This is a genomic window from Bilifractor sp. HCP3S3_D3, from assembly GCF_052063915.1.
Classification (GTDB): Bacteria; Bacillota; Clostridia; order Lachnospirales; family Lachnospiraceae; genus Bilifractor.
Genome location: NZ_JBQHWP010000001.1, coordinates 39,036 through 58,389, shown reverse-complemented (window position 1 = coordinate 58,389; position 19,354 = coordinate 39,036). Strand labels below are relative to the sequence as shown.

At 52.0% G+C, this 19,354-nt stretch carries 17 protein-coding genes; 16 read left to right on the top strand and 1 reads right to left on the bottom strand.

Annotated elements, in window-relative coordinates; genetic code table 11:
- Nucleotides 1-125: 125 nt before the first annotated feature.
- The 13 genes from greA (at nt 126) to ACTNDI_RS00180 (ending at nt 15,680) form a co-directional block, all read left to right on the top strand.
- Entirely contained in the window at nt 126-629 is a 504-nt protein-coding gene (greA, locus tag ACTNDI_RS00240; protein WP_441098756.1) for a transcription elongation factor GreA, read from the top strand.
- A gap of 299 nt (nt 630-928) precedes the next feature.
- Nucleotides 929-2,821 (top strand): ATP-dependent zinc metalloprotease FtsH, encoded by a 1,893-nt coding sequence (gene ftsH, locus ACTNDI_RS00235; RefSeq protein ID WP_441098755.1) that lies wholly within the window; start codon nt 929-931, stop codon nt 2,819-2,821.
- A 306-nt stretch (nt 2,822-3,127) separates the two neighbouring features.
- Complete coding sequence (glgB, locus tag ACTNDI_RS00230) at nt 3,128-5,689, top strand: 1,4-alpha-glucan branching enzyme (protein WP_441098754.1); 2,562 nt, start codon at nt 3,128-3,130, stop codon at nt 5,687-5,689.
- Nucleotides 5,690-5,882: 193 nt separating this feature from the next.
- Entirely contained in the window at nt 5,883-6,356 is a 474-nt protein-coding gene (gene rimP / locus ACTNDI_RS00225) for a ribosome maturation factor RimP (RefSeq protein ID WP_441098753.1), read from the top strand.
- A 44-nt stretch (nt 6,357-6,400) separates the two neighbouring features.
- The gene (gene nusA / locus ACTNDI_RS00220; protein ID WP_441098752.1) at nt 6,401-7,789 is read left to right on the top strand and encodes a transcription termination factor NusA; all 1,389 of its coding nucleotides are present in this window, start codon (nt 6,401-6,403) and stop codon (nt 7,787-7,789) included.
- Between the two features lie 20 nt (nt 7,790-7,809).
- Nucleotides 7,810-8,085: an RNase P modulator RnpM gene (rnpM, locus tag ACTNDI_RS00215; protein WP_441098751.1), complete on the top strand. Its 276-nt coding sequence runs from the start codon at nt 7,810-7,812 to the stop codon at nt 8,083-8,085.
- A complete protein-coding gene (locus tag ACTNDI_RS00210) occupies nt 8,075-8,395 on the top strand; it encodes a L7Ae/L30e/S12e/Gadd45 family ribosomal protein (RefSeq protein ID WP_441098750.1) in 321 nt (106 codons plus the stop codon). The genes rnpM and ACTNDI_RS00210 overlap by 11 nt, the downstream gene beginning before the upstream one ends.
- Nucleotides 8,396-8,441: 46 nt before the next feature.
- Nucleotides 8,442-11,519 carry a translation initiation factor IF-2 gene (gene infB / locus ACTNDI_RS00205; protein WP_441098749.1) on the top strand — a complete coding sequence of 1,026 codons (3,078 nt, stop codon included), beginning with the start codon at nt 8,442-8,444 and terminating at the stop codon, nt 11,517-11,519.
- On the top strand, nt 11,516-11,899 hold the full coding sequence (rbfA, locus tag ACTNDI_RS00200; RefSeq protein ID WP_441098748.1) for a 30S ribosome-binding factor RbfA: 384 nt from the start codon (nt 11,516-11,518) through the stop codon (nt 11,897-11,899). Before infB ends, rbfA begins: the two co-directional genes overlap by 4 nt.
- Nucleotides 11,883-12,833 carry a DHH family phosphoesterase gene (locus tag ACTNDI_RS00195; RefSeq protein ID WP_441098747.1) on the top strand — a complete coding sequence of 317 codons (951 nt, stop codon included), beginning with the start codon at nt 11,883-11,885 and terminating at the stop codon, nt 12,831-12,833. Before rbfA ends, ACTNDI_RS00195 begins: the two co-directional genes overlap by 17 nt.
- A 115-nt stretch (nt 12,834-12,948) precedes the next feature.
- Nucleotides 12,949-14,010 carry a tRNA pseudouridine(55) synthase TruB gene (gene truB / locus ACTNDI_RS00190; RefSeq protein WP_441098746.1) on the top strand — a complete coding sequence of 354 codons (1,062 nt, stop codon included), beginning with the start codon at nt 12,949-12,951 and terminating at the stop codon, nt 14,008-14,010.
- Between the two features lie 12 nt (nt 14,011-14,022).
- A complete protein-coding gene (locus ACTNDI_RS00185; RefSeq protein WP_441098745.1) occupies nt 14,023-14,949 on the top strand; it encodes a bifunctional riboflavin kinase/FAD synthetase in 927 nt (308 codons plus the stop codon).
- 404 nt (nt 14,950-15,353) lie between these two features.
- Nucleotides 15,354-15,680, top strand: coding sequence for a YerC/YecD family TrpR-related protein (locus ACTNDI_RS00180; RefSeq protein ID WP_441098744.1), 327 nt, complete (start codon nt 15,354-15,356; stop codon nt 15,678-15,680).
- A gap of 235 nt (nt 15,681-15,915) precedes the next feature.
- Here ACTNDI_RS00180 and ACTNDI_RS00175 read toward each other — a convergent pair whose 3' ends face one another.
- Entirely contained in the window at nt 15,916-16,893 is a 978-nt protein-coding gene (locus tag ACTNDI_RS00175; RefSeq protein WP_441098743.1) for a DMT family transporter, read from the bottom strand.
- A gap of 140 nt (nt 16,894-17,033) precedes the next feature.
- Here ACTNDI_RS00175 and hisH point away from each other — a divergent pair, with 140 nt between their 5' ends.
- The 3 genes from hisH (at nt 17,034) to ACTNDI_RS00160 (ending at nt 19,237) form a co-directional block, all read left to right on the top strand.
- Nucleotides 17,034-17,651, top strand: coding sequence for an imidazole glycerol phosphate synthase subunit HisH (hisH, locus tag ACTNDI_RS00170; protein WP_441098742.1), 618 nt, complete (start codon nt 17,034-17,036; stop codon nt 17,649-17,651).
- Between the two features lie 90 nt (nt 17,652-17,741).
- Nucleotides 17,742-18,506, top strand: a complete 765-nt coding sequence (gene hisF, locus ACTNDI_RS00165) for an imidazole glycerol phosphate synthase subunit HisF (RefSeq protein ID WP_441098741.1) — start codon at nt 17,742-17,744, stop codon at nt 18,504-18,506.
- Between the two features lie 47 nt (nt 18,507-18,553).
- Nucleotides 18,554-19,237 carry a uracil-DNA glycosylase gene (locus ACTNDI_RS00160; protein WP_441098740.1) on the top strand — a complete coding sequence of 228 codons (684 nt, stop codon included), beginning with the start codon at nt 18,554-18,556 and terminating at the stop codon, nt 19,235-19,237.
- The last annotated feature ends 117 nt before the right edge of the window (nt 19,238-19,354 follow it).

Genomic DNA, 19,354 nt, shown 5'->3' with positions numbered 1-19,354 from the left:
ACCCTGCATAAGCTATGGCTTGCTCCGTGTTTCGCAGGAGGGGCAGCACACCCTGCATAAGCTGTGGCTTGTTCCGTGCTCCGCAGGCGGGGCACCAAAAACTGTAATTAAGAAGGTAAGAAATTATGCATGACAGACTGACACAGAGTGATATCGACAAGATGCAGGCGGAAATTGACCATCGGACTCTGGTGGAACGGCCGAGAATCCTGAAGGAGGTACAAGAGGCGAGAGCACAGGGAGATCTGAGCGAAAATTTTGAGTATTATGCCGCAAGAAAAGCCAATCGGGAGAATAACAGCCGCATTCATTACCTGGAGAAAATGATCGAAACAGCAATTGTAATTGAAGATCGATCAAAGAGCGATGAGGTCGGATTGAACAAGAAGGTCACTCTGCAGTTCGATGACGAGGAGGAGACCGAGACGTACAAGCTCGTTACCTCTGTACGCGCGGATTCCATGCAGGGACGGATCACTCCGGAATCTCCTCTCGGAAAGGCAATCATGCGTCATAAAGTCGGTGATGTCTGCCACGTCAAGGTCAGCGATACCATCGAGTATGATGTTACGATTGTTGCCATTGAAAACGTCGGGGAAGAGGAATCGGATACGATTCGCAGGTTCTGAATCGGGTACGATTCGCAGGTTCTGAAGCGGACGCATCCGGATGAGAGGCGGGACAGACGCAAGGCGCGCATTCACCGTGGTTCGCTGTTTGTATAAGGCAGCAGGCAATTCGAAAAATTGTATAAAATTTATTTCCGCACGGTTGACAGGAGATCGCCGATGTAAGATACTGGTCTACAGAATTAGCCATCAGATGTACTGGCTGCTAATTCCGGGGCCGCTGATGAAGAACCGGGACGAAAAGCAACACTCAGTCCGGAATCTGATCAGGAACCGGAACAATGAACGGAGGTGATAATTTGAAAGAGGTAAAAAATGATAAAAAGCCGATTGCGTTTTACTATGCCATCGTGCTGCTTGTACTGCTCCTTCTCAATTTTCTTCTGATCCCGCAGATCAACAGTGCCAAAATACAGGATACAACATACGGCAACTTCATTGAGATGCTGGAGGATGGGAAGGTAAGCCAGGTAGAGGTCAACTCTGCGGACAGTGAGATCGAGTTCAAGGATTCCTCGGGCAATATGTACCGTACCGGTATGATGAATGACTATAAGCTGGTGGACCGTCTGCTGTCGGCGGGAATCAAGGATTTTGAGAGCCCGATCCAGCAGCAGATGTCGCCGGTTCTGAGCTTCCTGCTGAGCTGGATTCTTCCTCTTGTCATCTTTTTCTTCCTGGGAAGATGGCTGATGAGCTCAATGACGAAGCGTATGGGCGGAGGCATGGGCGATGCCATGAGCTTTGGCAAGAGTAATGCCAAGGTGTACATACAGTCGGAGACCGGCATTAAGTTCAAGGATGTGGCCGGAGAAGACGAAGCGAAGGAGCTGCTGCAGGAGATCGTTGATTTCCTTCATAACCCTCAGAAGTACACGGAGATCGGTGCGAAAATGCCGAAGGGCGCACTTCTGGTAGGCCCTCCGGGAACCGGTAAGACGCTCCTTGCCAAGGCCGTTGCCGGCGAGGCAAATGTACCGTTTTTCTCTATTTCAGGTTCTGAATTTGTTGAGATGTTTGTCGGAATGGGCGCGGCGAAGGTCCGGGATCTGTTCAAACAGGCCAATGAGAAGGCACCGTGTATTGTATTTATCGATGAGATTGATACCATCGGTAAGAAGCGTGACGGCGGAGGATTCTCCGGCAATGACGAGCGCGAGCAGACATTGAATCAGCTGCTTGCAGAGATGGATGGATTTGATGGACGCAAGGGTGTCATCATCCTTGCGGCGACCAACCGTCCGGAGTCCCTGGATCCGGCGCTGACCCGTCCGGGCCGGTTCGACCGTAGAATTCCGGTAGAGCTTCCGGATCTGAAGGGAAGAGAGGAAATCCTGAAGCTTCACGCAAAGGATATCCGGATTTCCGATAATGTAGATTTCAACGCGGTTGCGCGCACCGCGTCCGGAGCAAGTGGCGCCGAGCTTGCGAATATGATCAATGAGGCGGCTCTTCGCGCGGTACGCGACGGGAGAAAATTTGTAACCCAGAACGACCTGATGGAGAGTGTGGAGACTGTAATCGCCGGATACCAGAAGAAGAATAAGGTGCTGACGACGAAGGAGAAGCTGATCGTTTCTTATCACGAGACCGGTCACGCCTTGGTCGCCGCCCTTCAGACCCATTCCGCGCCGGTCACGAAGATCACGATTATCCCCAGAACATCAGGAGCTCTTGGTTACACCCTTCAGGTGGATGAGGGAGAACACAACCTGATGAGCAAGGAGGAGATCGTAAACCGGATCGCAACGCTTACGGGCGGACGTGTCGCGGAGGAGCTGATCTTCCATTCCGTGACCACCGGTGCGTCCAATGATATCGAGCAGGCGACGAAGCTCGCAAGAGCAATGGTAACGAGATTCGGCATGAGCGATGAATTCGGTATGGTAGCGATGGAAACCGTTACAAATCAGTATCTCGGCGGTGATACATCTCTGGCCTGCTCTGAAGCAACATCTGGCAAGATTGACGAGATGGTTGTGAAGATTGTGCATGACGCGTACAGCAAGGCAAAGAGCCTGCTTTCAGCCAATATGCCGAAGCTTCATGAGCTTGCCAAATATCTGTACGAGCGGGAAACAATTACCGGTGAGGAGTTTATGCAGATCCTTGAGAAAAAGCCGGAGCTGATACCGGATCAGAATCAGGGTGAGGCAGGACAGGGGCAGGGAACCGCTCCGGCGTCGGAATAACCGGCCGGCCATCCGCACGGTGAAAATCGTGCCCTGTCAATTGTCTGTGAGCAATACACGCTCATCGGAAATCTATGCAGAACACTGCGCAGATTTGTAGAAATTATTCTGAGAAATGATGTATAATGGGAACCAAAGTTCTGTCAGAGGCGGCAGTGCTTTGGTTCCTTTTTTACGCGAACAGTGAGCCGCAGCCGAATGCGAAGTATTCGTGTGCGGCGAGCGTCGCGATAGCGAGATAAAACTCGCGCAGCGTGTTTTATCTCGTTACAGAATGGGGAGAAGCATTTTTCAGGAGGAGACCAGATGAGCATGAAAGAAAGTATGGAAAGCAGAATCTATGACCTGATGGACTGGGCAGAGATCGAGGCTGTCGTATACGCGGAGGAGGATTCGCCGCGGAGAGTGCTGGGTCCGGCGGCATTGCCGGAGGGCATTCTGATCCGGGCATTTTTTCCGGGAGAAGAAAATGTCAGCGTAAAGACGGCTTCCGGGGATGTCGTCCCGATGGTGATGGAGGACGAGGCGGGATATTTTGCGGTCATGCTTGACCGGAAGAGAATCCCTGATTATACTTTTGTGATTCTGCACGAGGATGGTACTGTGTCGGAATACAAGGATCCATATGCATTTCCGTGCCAGATCACGGAAAAGGAAGAGATCCGGTTCCAGGAAGGCATATGGGACAGGGCTTCAGAAAAAATGGGCGCACATCTGATGACCATCAACGGCACCGAGGGAGTTTATTTCGCCGTGTGGGCACCAAATGCGATTCGTGTGTCCGTTGTCGGTGATTTTAATCTGTGGGATGGACGCAGACTCCAGATGAATCGGCTGAAGAGCGGTATTTTCGAGCTGTTTGTACCGGGAATTAAAGCAGGCAGTTTCTACAAGTTTGAGATCAAAGCGAAGGCCGGACTGGTCTATCTGAAGGCGGATCCGTTCGCTTTCCGCGCACAGCAGCTTCCTGAGGCCGCTTCGGTGATCGCGAACACCGGCTATGAATGGAAGGATGAGGAGTGGATGAAACGACGGGAGGAATTTGATCCGTCCCGTTCGCCCCTTGCGGTTTATGAGTGCAATATCGGAACGTGGATGAAGCGGGAAAATGGAAATCCGGAGGGAGTCGCAGAGAACCGGGAAGCAGGCGCCGGGACAAAGGATCAGGGCCGGGCAGAAGAGAATGCAGCGGTACAGACCGCAAGCCGGGAAGAAGAGACCGGAGCGGGGCAGGTGGCGGGACGCAGGAAGGAGATCGGAGAGGCACCGGCGGTGTACCGGGACATCGCAGAGGATCTTGTCTCCTATCTGAAGGACATGGGATATACCCATGTGGAATTCCTGCCGGTGATGGAGTATCCGGACGATGATTCCATGGGGTATGTGACCAGCGGATTTTTTGCACCGACCAGCCGTTATGGAGCACCTGCGGATTTCAAATATCTGGTCGATACGCTGCATCAGAATGGAATCGGCGTACTTCTTGACTGGGTGCCTGGGTATTTCGCAAGAGGAAATGATGGTCTCGCATCCTTTGACGGAACCTGTCTCTATGAGCATATGGATCCGAAGAAGGGAGTCTGCCCGTCCAACAACGCACTGATCTTCAATTATGGACGCGGCGAGGTTGAGAGCTTCATGAAATCAAGCGCGATGTTCTGGATTTCGGAGTATCATGCGGACGGCCTGCGGATTCCGGATCTCTCCGGTATGCTGTATCTGAACTACGGCAGGCGCGATGGGGAATGGATCGCGAATATGTACGGAGGAAATGAGAACCTGGAGAATATTGAGTTTCTCCGGAATCTCAATAATGATATCCGGGTAAACGGACACGGAGCGATCACGATTGCGGAGGAGACGACCGGGTATCCGGCGGTTACCGGAAATACAGAGGAGGAAGGGCTTGGATTCCGTTTGAAGTGGAACAATGGATGCATCGATGATTACCTGAAGTACATCCAGCTCGATCCGCTCTTCCGCGGAGCGCACCAGGATGATCTTACGTTCAGCATGGTGTATATGTATACGGAGAAGTTCATGCTCGCGCTGTCTCACAATATTTTGGAAAATGGAAGACCACTGCTGCGCATGATGCCGGGCAAAGACGATTCCCTGAAGCTTGCGAATCTCCGTCTGACTTACGCCTACCTGATGATGCATCCGGGCAAGAAGCTGATCTGTCAGGGACAGGATTTCGGGCAGAAATCGAGAATGAGTGTTTCGGAGGGCGTTGATTGGAGCGGGCTTGAAAACGAGGATCAGAAGAAAATGCAGAATTTCAGCAGAGCTCTGCTGAAGTTCTACAGAGAGCAGCCTGCGCTGTACCGGCTCGACGAAGAACCGGAGGGCTTCGAGTGGATCAGCAACCTCGACTGGGAGAGAAACCTTCTGGTATTTCTGAGAAAGACGGAGTCAGAGGAAGACACCCTGCTCGTTGTCGCGAACTTTTCAAATGTCGTGTATGATAATTTCATGGTCGGAGTGCCCTGCGCAGGGAAATACAAAGAGATCTTCAACAGCGATGCTGCGGAATTCGGCGGCGGTGGTGTGATAAATCCGAGGGTGAAGCTGAGCCGGGCGGTTGAACAGGATGAACGGAAGGATTCGATCAAGATAAAGGTACCGCCGCTCGGAGTATCCGTTTTTCGCTTTACCGAGGCGTTTGAGCACACTGCACCGGATGAGAAGGAGAAGAAGCCGGAGCGGACAAGCGTGAAATCCGCAAAAGCCATGAAGAAGGGTGATACCGAGAAGACGGGAGAGACCTTGAAGAAAGCAGCAGTCGCGAAAACAGAGGAAACCGTGAAAAAGGCCGCAGCTGCGGCTTCCAGGAAGATGGCAAACAGGAGAAAGCGAAAAGCGTAATGTATACAGCAGGGGCTTATCGAAAGGCGTAATGTATACAGCAGGGGCTTGCAGAAGCTTGTAGAAAAACGTAATGTATACAGCAGGGACTTGCATTTGCGCGGTTTTCGTGGTATTTTGGTAACGTTAATAGTTGACTAAGGTAGGAGTGGGCGAGAAAAGCCCACTCCTATTTTATGAAAGGAGAGATTGCGTGAGCAGTAAGACGGAAGCAATCGAGAAGAAGGCGGAAGCGATTCTGATCCCGATTCTGGATGAGATGCACTATGAATTTGTGGATCTGGAATATGTCAAAGAGGCCGGCTGCTGGTATCTGAGAGCATATGCGGACAAAGAAGGCGGGATCACGGTGAAAGACTGCGAAGACATCAGCCGGGTTTTCGGTGAAAAGCTTGATGAGCAGGATTTTATCGAGGATTCCTATATTCTGGAGGTCAGCTCCCCCGGACTTGGAAGACCGCTGAAGAAGGAAAGGGATTATCAGCGTGCGATGGGGCAGCGAATTGAGATCCGCACGTTCAGGATTATTGATCACGCAAAGGAATTTACCGGAGTGCTTACGGCCTACGATAAGGATACGGTGAGTATCGTTGAAGATGAAACGGAAAAGCCGATGACCTTTCACAAAAAGGAAATCGCCCTGATCCGTATGGCGTTTGATTTTTAACGGTTGAATATAAGTTGGTTTAAGACCAGGAGGATAATGAAAAAATGAACAGCGAGTTACTGGAAGCTCTGAATACTCTTGAAAAGGAAAAGGGGATCAGCAAGGATACTCTTCTGGAGGCAATTCAGCAGTCTCTTCTACAGGCCTACAAGAATCAGTATGACCGTACGGATAATGTAACGGTCACGATAGATCCGGAGACCTGTGATTATCACATTCTTTCTGCCAAGACGGTGGTAGAGCATGTGGAGGATCCGGTCACAGAGATCGGACAGCAGGAGGCGTTCAAGATCAATTCCGGTGCGCAGATTGGTGATACGGTGAATGTTGAGATCCAGTCCAAGAGCTTCGGACGGATTGCGACCATGAATGCGAAGAACGTCATACTCCAGAAGATCCGTGAGGAAGAGAGAAAATCCCTGTACAACGAGTACTATGAGAAGGAACATGAGGTTGTTACGGGTGTTGTTCAGCGATATATCGGAAGGGATGTCAGCATAAATCTCGGCAAGGTAGACGCGATTCTGAAGGCCAAGGAAATGGTAAAGGGTGAGAAGTTCAAGCCTACGGAAAGAGTCAAGGTATACGTGCTGGAGGTCAGGGATACCCCGAGGGGGCCGAAAATCCTTGTATCCCGCACACATCCGGAGCTGGTGAAGAGACTCTTCGAGGAAGAAGTCGCGGAAATCCGTGATGGTGTGATCGAGATCAAGGCAATTGCACGAGAGGCCGGATCGCGTACGAAGATCGCAGTTTACAGCAATGAGCCGAATGTCGATGCAGTCGGAGCCTGTGTCGGCGTGAACGGTTCCCGTGTCAACGCGATTGTGGATGAACTGGATGGTGAGAAGATCGACATCATCAACTGGGATGAGAACCAGGCATATCTGATTGAAAATGCGCTTTCTCCGGCAAAGGTTATCTCTGTTCTTGCGGATCCGGATGAGAAGCAGGCACTTGTCATTGTCCCGGATTATCAGCTTTCCCTGGCTATCGGAAAAGAGGGACAGAACGCCCGCCTTGCGGCGCATCTGACGCAGTTCAAGATCGATATCAAGAGCGAGACGCAGGCGCGTGAAGAAGGTCTGTTTGATGAATACGCGGAAGACGATGAGGACGATGAGGATGAGGATTACGACTATGACGAGGAGGATTCCGGCAGGGAAGAATCCGAAGAGGCCGAATCCGGCGAGGAGAACTCCACAGAAACTTCCGACGCAGACAGCGCTTCTGCAGATGCTGAAGATATGAAAGATGACGAAGATACCACAGATACGGAAGAATCGGATCCGGAGACCGGATCTGAAGATCCCTCTGACGGTGAGAAGGATACTCCGGAAGCGGAAGAAGACAGCTTCGCAGCCGACGAGAGCGACACCGATGAGGCTGGAGCCGATTCTGATACGGAGAAAGACAGCGAACCTGAGACATAAGCTGGCGAGGGAGGCGTTCATTGAGTATAACCCGTAAAATACCGATGCGTACCTGTGTCGGATGCCGTTCCAAGAAGACGAAGAAGGAACTGATCCGTGTGCTGAAAAGGCCGGATGGCGAGATCCAGCTGGATCCGACGGGCAGGCAGAATGGAAGAGGCGCGTATATCTGCGCAGATCCCGGGTGTCTGGCAAAAGCAAGGAAAAATCATGGTATAGAAAGATCTCTGGGCTGCGCAATCCCTGACGAGGTATATGACAGGCTTGAGGAGGAGATGAAACAGATTGGACAGTAGAAAGGCACGGTTCATGATCAGTATCTCCATGAAGGCCGGAAAAGTCGCTGCCGGGGAATTCGCCGCAGAACAGGCAATCCGGGCAGGCAGCGCGGAATTGGTGATCGTCTCGGAAGACGCATCGGAAAACACAAAGAAAAAATTCCGCGATATGGCTGCTTACCGGAGTATTCCGTTTATGGAATTTCTTCCGAAATCGGAGCTCGGCGCTCTGATCGGAAAAGGGGAGCGTTCTTCGCTGGTAATCACAGACGCGAACCTGGCACGGGAAATCCGAAGCCTTCTGGGGCCGGAGAGCGAACAGATATAAACACAGACAGATCAGGATTCATTGAAATAAAGAGGTAAGCGATACATTGAATAATAATGAAAATGAAGGAAAGATGGTAAACGATAAGATAGAAAAGGCAGCGAAGGCGGAGGAATCCAAAACCTCCAGAGAAGACAGTGCGGCAAAGGGAGAGAAGGAAGCAAAACCGGTAAAGAAAAAGAAAAGACTGATCGCTGTTTTTCACCCGCAGAATGCATCCAGTAAAGAGGGCAAGAGCTTCCATCAGGTCATGGATAAGGATAAAAAGAAGAAGTCCAGAGAGAAGACCGGAAGAACAGATGGTGCTGCCGGTCGCGTGGAAGGCTCCCGACGCGGTGTGATGCAGGAGAGCAGCCGCGGTGGACGCCCTGTTGGCAACCGCGCGTCTGCCGGAACTCCCATTGTGAAGGTGCCGAGACCGCATCCGGTTATCCGGACTGAGGAGGCTCCGAAACCTGCTCCGGCGGAAACAAAAAAGAAGAGCGCTGTCAGAAACACTCCTGTGACAGAGGCGGCAAAGCCGGAAGCAGCTGCTGCGACTATCGGAGCTGAGACGGCTTCTGCAAAACCGAATGCTGCGGAATCAGCAAAGATCAATTCATCCGCTGCGGAAATGGCGGAAAAGAGCTCTTCGGCGGGCACGGCTACTGAGGTGAAAGTGTCGAATGGAAAGAACGGGGCACCACAGAGTGAGGCAACGGCAGCTGAGAAGAGTGAGCATGAGACAGCATCTCAGGAGAGACCGGCTGCCGGAACAGCATCTGTTGCCGCTGGCGAGAGTTCGGAACGGCAGAACCAGGGCACCAGAAACGATGCGGACCGCAGCGGTGGCCAGAGCAGAAACTATGGTGACCGCAGCGGCGGCCAGGGCAGAAGCTATGGCGACCGCAATAACGGCGGCCAGGGCAGAAGCTACGGAGACCGCAATAACGGCGGCCAGGGCAGAAGCTATGGAGACCGCAATAACGGCGGCCAGGGCAGAAGCTATGGAGACCGCAATAACGGCGGTCAGAGCAGAAGACCGTTCGGAGACCGCAATAACCGCCCGGGATTCGGAGGAAACCGTCCTGGTTTTGGCGGTAACAGACCTGGGTTCGGCGGTAAGGACGCAGAAGAGGGAAATCGTTTCCCGGGGCACTCCAGAGGACAGCACAGTGATCACAAGGGCGGTCAGGGCGCTGCGATGGATATGGGGCTCAAGAAGCCGTCGAGAGATGGCGCCGGACACAATAAGGATAAGGACAAGAACAAGAGCGATCTTCGCGGCAATAAATACACGAGCGACAGAGGAAACGGACGCAACAACAGACATCTGATCCCGAAGGCACTGCAGAGACCGGTGCATAAGAAAGAGGAGAAGAAGGAAGAAAAGGTGACAGAAATCAAGATCCCGGAGAAAGTTACCATCCGCGAGCTTGCGGAAAAGATGAAGATGCAGCCCTCCGTCATCGTTAAAGATCTCTTCATGAAGGGTGAGATGTATACCGTGAACCAGGAGGTCGATTACGAAAAGGCAGAGGAGATTGCGATGACATATGATATTCTCTGTGAGCCGGAAGAGAAGGTGGATGTCATTGCCGAAATGCTGAAAGAGGATGAAGAGGATGAAAGCAAGATGATTCCCCGTCCTCCGGTAGTCTGTGTCATGGGACATGTCGATCATGGTAAAACATCTCTGCTCGATGCAATCCGCCACGCACATGTGACTTCCAAGGAAGCCGGCGGAATCACACAGAATATCGGCGCATATGTCGTCAATATCAACAACAAGAAGATCACCTTCCTGGATACGCCTGGACATGAAGCGTTTACGGCGATGCGGCTTCGCGGAGCTCAGTCCACGGATATCGCGGTACTTGTCGTAGCGGCGGATGACGGTGTAATGCCGCAGACCATCGAGGCAATCAATCACGCGAAGGCAGCCGGCGTTGAAATTATCGTTGCGATAAACAAGATCGATAAGCCGGGAGCAAATGTCGACCGGGTAAAACAGGAACTCACAGAGTATGGACTGATTGCAAGTGACTGGGGCGGTCAGACGGAGATGGTCGAGGTTTCCGCGAAGACCGGAGTTGGTCTTGATGATCTTCTGGAGACAATTCTCCTTACGGCGGATATCATGGAACTGAAGGCGAATCCGGACCGTCTCGCGAGAGGTCTGGTCCTTGAGGCAAAGCTGGATAAGGGCAAGGGACCGGTAGCGAACCTTCTCGTTCAGAAGGGAACCCTTCATGTCGGCGATTATATTGCCTGCGGCGCATGCTCGGGAAAAGTCCGTGCTATGACGGATGAGAACGGAAAACGTGTAAAAACAGCAGGCCCGTCCACCCCGGTTGAGGTGCAGGGACTTGACGGTGTTCCGGATGCGGGCGAGACGCTGGTAGCTATGGAGACAGACAAGGAGGCGAAGAATTTTGCCGCAACCTTTACCGCCGAGCACAAGAATCAGCTTCTGGAGGAGACCAAGTCCAGGATGTCTCTGGATGATCTCTTCAGCCAGATTCAGGACGGCTCTGTCAAGGAGCTTGAGCTTGTTATCAAGGCGGATGTACAGGGATCGGTAGAGGCTATTCGTCAGTCCCTGCTCAAGCTTTCCAACGATGAAGTAGTTGTAAAGATCATTCACGCCGGAGTCGGCGCGATCAATGAGTCTGATGTCACACTTGCGGCGGCATCAAACGCGATCGTGATTGGATTTAATGTTCGTCCGGACGCGAACGCGAAAGCCCTGGCAGAACAGGAAAAAGTAGATGTGCGTCTGTATAAGGTAATCTATCAGGCAATTGATGATATCGAAGCAGCGATGAAGGGAATGCTGGAGCCGATTTACGAGGAGAAGGTCATCGGTCATGCCGAGGTACGCCAGCTCTTCAAGGCATCCGGAGTCGGAACCATTGCCGGAAGTTATGTCCTCGATGGAATCGTACAGAGAGGGTGCAAGGTTCGCATCAGCCGCGGAGACAAGCAGATTTTCGAGGGAGACCTCGCAAGTCTGAAGCGTTTCAAGGACGATGTCAAGGAGGTTAAGGCCGGCTATGAGTGCGGTCTGGTGTTTGACGGCTTCAATGAGGTCAGGGAAGGCGACCAGGTTGAGGCATATGCTATGGTCGAGGTGCCGCGTTGAAAAAAAACAGTGTCAAGAACATAAGAATTAATGAATCGGTAAAGGAAGAACTGAGCAATATCATCCGAAATGAAGTGAAAGATCCGCGGATCGCTCCGGTCGTTTCCGTTACGGAAGCCATCGTGGCGACAGATCTGAAAAACTGCAAGGTCATGATCAGCGTTCTTGGAGATGAGAAGGCGAAGGAGGATACAATGGAGGGACTGAAAAGTTCCTCCGGTTTCATCCGCCATATGCTCGCTGTGAATCTGAATCTGAGAAACACACCAGAACTTCATTTTAAGCTCGACGAATCGATAGAATATGGTGTTGAAATGTCAAAACGGATTGATGAGGTCATGGAACAGGATCGAAGAGGAAAGCATGCAGAGGAAAATTGATGAATTTTTAAAGGATGTAAATACAGTCGCGATTGCGGGACACGTTAACCCGGATGGCGACTGCGTCGGGTCGTGCATGGGTATGTACCTGTATTTGCGTGATAATCATCCGGAGATCGGCGCGGACGTATATCTCGAAAAGCCCCGCAGTTCCTTTGACATGATCGAGGATATTGACAAGGCGAGACAGGTCTGCTCTGCAGTCCGGTATGATCTGCTGATTCTTCTGGATATCAGCAGTCAGGACAGGATCGGTGTTGCCGGAGCTCTGCTGAAGACCGCGGACCGTGTTCTGTGTCTGGATCACCACAAGACGAACCGTGATCATTATACCTGGCTGTTTAATTATCCGGATCTCAGCTCCACCTGTGAAGTTGTCTGGAATTTTCTGGATCCGGAGAAAATAAGCGAGAAGTGTGCGGAGGCATTGTACATGGGCATTGTTCATGACACAGGGGTTTTTCAGTACTCCTGTACGTCACCCCGCACGATGCGGATCGCCGCGTCTCTGATGGAGAAGGGAATCCCGTTCAGTAGAATCGTGGACAGTACATATTATGAGAAAACCTTCATTCAGAATCAACTCCTCGGAAGAGCGCTTATGGAAAGCTTCCTAATGTTTGACGGGAAAATGATTGTCTCCTGTATCCGGAAGAGAGACATGGATTTCTACAACGCGTCACCGGCGGACATGGACGGGATCGTGAGCCAGATGAGAAACACGGCAGGCGTAGAGGTTTCCGTTTTCATGTATGAGCTGGAAACCGGAAAATGGAAGGCTTCTCTGCGCTCCGTAGATAAAGTGGATGTGAGTGTTGTTGCGCAGATATACGGCGGCGGCGGGCATGCGCGCGCGGCAGGCGTGACGATGCAGGGATCCTGTTATGACGTTGTCAATAATCTGACATTATATCTGGAAAAAGAACTCGTCTGACCGGTCGGACGGACTGGACATCAGCAGAGAAAACATCTGTTCGATCAAACGGACTGGACATTAGCAGAGATAAGATCTGTTCGATCGAACGGCTTGGACATCAGCAGGGAGAACAATGAAAAACGGAGTCATTAACATATACAAGGAGAAGGGCTATACCTCCTTCGATGTTGTCGCAAAGCTCAGAGGCATCCTGCATCAGAGGAAGATCGGCCACACGGGTACGTTGGATCCGGACGCGGAAGGCGTCCTTCCGGTCTGTGTGGGAAAGGCCACTGGCCTCGTGGAGCTTCTGACCGATGAGACGAAGACATATGAGGCAGTGCTTTTACTTGGGAGGGACACCGACACGCAGGATATCAGCGGAGAGGTATTGTCCGAGCATGCGGTGACCTGCGAAGAGGAGGATCTGGAGAATTGCCTCAAATCCTTTGAAGGCGCACAGATGCAGATTCCGCCGATGTACTCCGCTCTGAAGGTTAATGGGAGAAAGCTGTACGAGATTGCCAGAGAGGGAAAGACGGTGGAGAGAAAGGCCCGGCCGGTTCATTTCTATGAGATCCGTCTTCTCTCCTGCAATCTGCCGAGAGCCGTTATCCGTGTAACCTGCTCGAAGGGTACATACATCCGGACACTCTGCCATGACATCGGGGAAAAGCTGGGCTGCGGAGGCTGCATGGAGGCACTCACCCGGGTCCGCGTCGGACAGTTCCACATTGAGGATTCGCTTCGCCTTTCCGAGGTCGCCCGGCTAACCGGAGAGGGGAGATGGAAGGATTTCCTGATTCCGGTATACCGGCTGTTTGATTATCCTTTGGTGCGCACCTCGGTCGAGGCAGACCGTCTCGCCCATAATGGCAACCGGATCCCCGAAGAAGGATACCGCGTGATACAGGACAGGGACCTGGTTTCTGAGGATGGAGTCCGTGTTATAGAGGACGGGAGCCGGGTTTCGGATGATGGACACTATGTTATACAGGACAGGGACGGGGATCCGGAGGCTGGATTTCACGTCGGGAGATCTGCAGGTCAGTCCGCAGAAGAGAAACGGCGGGTGAGGCTTTTTGATTCCGAAGGCGTTTTTATTGGAATTTATGAATCTGCGACACCCGGCGGTTTACTGAAGCCGGTCAGGATGTTCTATGACCCGGATGATGAATGCAGAGTTAAAATTTGAGGAGCGTCAGCTTTGGAATATATACAGGAAGTGGAAAAATATACCGGCGCAGAGCGCTGCGTCGTTACGCTTGGAAAATTTGACGGCGTTCATAAGGGCCATCGGAAGCTGATCGCCCGGGTGAAGGAGATTGCCCGGGCGCATGGCTGGAAGACTGCGGTTTTTACCTTTCAGGTCTCGCCCCAGGTATGTATGGGGGCACGCCGGCCGAAGATGCTGATGACAAATGAAGAGCGAAGAGAGATTCTCCGGGAGCTGGATGTGGATCTCCTGTTTGAGTGCAGATTTACAGAAAGGATCCGGAGTATGGAGCCGGAGGATTTTGTCCGTGAGATTTTGCTGGACAGGCTCCATGTGTCCGCAGTCGTCATGGGAACGGACTTCCATTTCGGAAAAGACCGGAAGGGAGATTCAGAAGTAATGAAGCTGCTGGGTGAGAAGTATGGATTTCTGGTAGAGGTGCTTCCGAAGGAGAAGTACCAGGGCAAGGAGATCAGCAGCAGCTATATCCGGGAGGAACTGGCGCTTGGTCATATGGAGAAAATCACAAGTCTGCTCGGACAGCCATACTTCATCACGGGAAAGATTGTGCATGGCCGGCATCTCGGACATTCCCTCGGATTTCCCACCATTAACCAGATCCCGGATCCTGTCAAGATGACTCCTCCCCGGGGCGTCTACTATTCCAGAACACTCGTGGCAGGCAGATGGTATCAGGGGATTTCAAACATCGGAATCAAGCCGACGGTCGGCGGCACGGCGGTCGGACTGGAGACCTATCTGTTTGACTGTACATTGGATCTGTACGGCCAGGAGGCTAGAGTAGAGCTTCTGTCCTTCCGGAGACCGGAAGAAAAATTTTCGGACATCAATGAGCTGAAGGAGCAGATGGACCGCGATATCCAGGCGGCAGACAACTATTTTTCCAGAGAAGAATGAAAATCACCTGAAGAACGAGATAAAACACGCTGCGCGAGTTTTATCTCGCTATCGCGACGCTCGCCGCACACGAATACTTCGCATTCGGCTGCGGCTCACTGTTCGCGTAAATAAAAATCACCGCGCGCTGAAAATATGCAATTGCGGTCACACCGGCTGCGTTGATACAGCGAAACAGATTCCTGCCCCAGGATTTTCTCAATTTTTTCATGGCAGCCGTTATCAGGCTTTGTATGTGTCTTGCGAAAAGGAGCTGTTCTGCGCCTTGCGAAAGGGAGCTGTTCTTGACTGCGGTACACTAAAGTGGTAACATGATTATAGCAGTCACTTTGATACTGTGAAATTGTGAAGTATCAGAGATACATCGGTTTCGTGACAAAATAATAATTTTGGGAGCAGAGAAAATGAGCAAAGATATTCATACGGAAGAGGTGGATCAGCTGTTTCAGGCCATTCTGACGCTGCATACGCTGGATGAATGCTACACCTTCTTTGAGGATGCGTGCACGATCAATGAAATCCTTTCCCTCTCACAGCGCTTTGAGGTCGCAAAGATGCTGAGAGAGAAGAAGACGTATCTCGACATTTCCAGAAAAACGGGCGCCTCGACGGCAACAATCAGCCGTGTAAACCGTTCGCTGATCTATGGAAATGACGGTTATGAGATGGTTCTGAAGAGAATGGGAATCGAAAAGCCGTCGGATCCGGAAGAAGATGACGGAGATAACTGACATACATCAATCATGCATGTACAATGAAGTACCGGGTACCGATCCCTGATGACGGGGATCGATACCCGGTCTTCTTTTAAACTATCCGATAAGGCGGTGTCCATGATCTGACGTAGTGTCCATCATCGGAAGACGGTAATTTTCCGCGTTCGATAATAACCGCAATACGATACATCGTTCCACAAATTGTACAAGCTATGGCTGACATCGTGCCGGAGCACTCGCAATTCTACAGTTATTTATGGAGCTTCCGGATGGAAGGAAGCTGCGCCAGAATGACTCCGGTGAATACGAAGATACATCCGGTCAGTTCCTTCGGTGACATGGAATCGCCGAGGACGATCCAGCCGGATATGGCGGAGATGACCGATTCCAGGCTCATCAGAAGAGAAGCAAGCGTCGGATTGAGACCCCGCTGTCCGATGATCTGAAGGGTGTAGGCCACCCCTGAGGAAAGAATTCCCGCATAGAGGATAGGCCAGATGCACTGCGCGATGGAGGAGATGTCAGGAGTCTCCAGAAGAAAGGCAGGGAACACGGAAAGTGTTCCGGATACCAGAAACTGAATACAGGAGAGCTGGATTCCGTTCACGCGTGGAATGAAATGGTCCACCGTCAAGATGTGCATGGCAAACATACAGGAAGAACACAGCGTCAGGAGATCACCGCGGTTCACGGAAAATCCTCCCCTGATACTGAGAAGATAAAATCCGATGACAGCGAGGGCAACCGAAATCCAGACCAGAGGCGGACACTTTTTGTGCAGGAACAGTCCGAAGATCGGCACAAGAATAATGTACAGGGCTGTGATGAACCCGCTCTTTCCTGCGGTGGTGTATTCAAGGCCTGCCTGCTGAAAGCCGCCGGCAAGAAAGAGAAGAATGCCGCATGCGATCCCGCAGATCCGGAGATCCCGGGTCCGTGATTTCTTCGGACGCATCCCGGGAATCGAAGCGCCGGTGTAGTTCGGAGCTAATGGATCTTTCTTTCCCACCAGAATTGCGACCGGCAGCAGAACGAGAGCGCCGACGTAGAATCTGCAGAAGTTATAGGTGAAGGGCGAGATGCTCTTCGCGGCAATGCTCTGCGCCACAAAGGTGGTGCCCCAGATGAGCGCTGCCAGAAGGAGCAGCAGCGAATGACGTATTTTCAGGGAATTCCGGGAACGGCTTGGGACGGCTCCGGTATCCCTCGACGGGGTGTCTGATGACATATGAAAACCTCTTGTATTCGTGAAAAAAATAAGTTACGATGTAATTTGTCCTGAAAAAAGGTCACGCAGCCGGCAGGAAAAGCCGGCCTGCGGCAGATAGACTTAATCATCATAGCATCTGAAAATGGAGAATTCAAGGAATGATAGCGATAATTGATTATGATGCGGGCAACATCAGGAGCGTTGAGAAGGCGTTCGTTTCACTCGGACAGGAGGTAACGGTGACCCGAGATGCCGAAGTACTCCGGAGCGCGGATAAAGTGGTCCTTCCCGGGGTCGGAAATTTTGGAGACTGTATGCAGAACCTGGAGAAGTTCGGTCTTGTTCCGGTCATCCGTGAAATCGCATCGAGCGGCAAGCCCTTCCTTGGAATCTGCGTCGGTCTCCAGCTTTTATTTGAGGAGAGCGAGGAATCGCCGGGGGTAAAGGGCCTCGGAATCCTGAAGGGCAGAATCCTTCGTATTCCTGAAGGGGAAAACCGGAAGATCCCTCATATGGGATGGAATTCCATTCATCTGATCGGGCAAAACGGCACCGGCAGGCTGTTTAGCGGAATTCCTGAACAGTCCTATGTCTATTTTGTGCATTCCTATTACCTGAAAGCCGCGGACGAAAGCATCGTCACCGCGACCACCGAGTACGGTGTGACAATCCACGCATCCGTTGAAAAGGGCAATGTGTTCGCAACCCAGTTCCATCCGGAGAAGAGCTCTGACACCGGGCTTGCGATTCTCAGAAACTTTGCCGGGCTTTCATAACCAGAACCCGGATCCTGGAGATGGCGCAATACCATCAATAATACTGATCCTGGCGAATATATAATTTTAAAGATACTCATGGAGAATGCTATGTTTACGAAACGAATCATTCCCTGCCTGGATATCAAGAACGGGCGGGTAGTAAAGGGTGTGAACTTTGTAAATCTAAGGGATGCCGGCGATCCGGTGGAGGTTGCAAAGGCGTATGACAGAGAAGGCGCGGACGAGGTCGTTTTTCTCGATATCACCGCTTCCAGCGATCACAGGAATACCGTGGTGGATATGGTCCGGAAGGTTGCCGAGAATGTTTTCATTCCGTTCACGGTGGGCGGAGGCATCCGCACTGTGGAGGATTTCAAGGCGCTTCTTCGTGAGGGCGCTGACAAAATTTCCATTAACTCTTCCGCCATTGAGAACCCGGATCTGATCAGTGAAGCAGCTATGAAGTTTGGCAGCCAGTGCGTTGTTGTGGCGATCGATGCAAGAAGAAAGCCCGGCGGAGAGGGCTGGACGGTTTATAAGCACGGCGGCAGGGTCGACGTGGGACTTGATGCGGTAGAATGGGCCGCTGAGGCAGAACGCCGTGGCGCCGGAGAGATTCTGCTTACCAGTATGGATTGTGACGGCACCAAGGCAGGTTATGATCTGGAGCTGACCGGCGCGATTTCCCGGGAGGTTGGAATACCGGTCATCGCTTCCGGAGGCGCTGGGAGCATGGAGGATTTCTACAAGGCACTGACGGTGGGAGGCGCTGACGCGGCACTGGCGGCATCACTGTTTCATTACAGGGAACTGGAGATCCGGCAGGTCAAGAAGTATCTGCAGGAGCACGGGGTGCCCGTGAGACTGGTCTGAGGCAAGAATTATGACAGGCGGATGAATACAGCAGGAGGGAGCAGGAGATGGCAGGTCTTACCGGAAGCTGGGAAAAGGCCATGAAACCGGAATTTTCCAAGCCGTATTACCGGAAACTTTTTTTAACCGTAAATCAGGAGTACAGGACGGCGACAGTATATCCTCCTGCAGGGGATATTTTCAATGCCTTTCATTTTACGCCGCTGGACCAGGTGAAGGTGGTTATTCTCGGGCAGGATCCGTATCATGAGCCGGGACAGGCTCACGGGCTCTCTTTTTCCGTGAAGCCGGGAATTGAGATCCCCCCTTCCCTTGTAAATATCTACCAGGAGCTTCATGATGATCTCGGGTGTTACATCCCGGACAACGGTTATTTGGTCAAGTGGGCGAAGCAGGGCGTCATGATGCTCAATACGGTTCTGACGGTCCGCGCTCATCAGGCAAATTCTCACCGGAATATCGGCTGGGAGGAGTTTACGGACGCGGCGATCCGTGTACTTGCCGATCAGGACAGGCCGATGGTGTTTATTCTGTGGGGCAGGCCGGCTCAGAGAAAAGCGGAGATGATTTATAATCCGAAGCATCTTGTGCTGAAATCGCCGCATCCGAGTCCGCTGTCCGCGTACAGGGGCTTTTTCGGCAGCAGACCCTTCTCGAAGACCAACCGGTATCTTGAGGAGGACGGAATAGAGCCCATTGACTGGCAGATCGAGAACATCGCCGGGAAATGAGAAATACAGAGCGGCCGGACCGGGATCGGGAGATGAGGGATACAGAGCGACCGGACCGGGTCCGGGAGATGAGAGATACAGACCGGCCGGACCGGGCACGGGAGCAGGAAATATTAG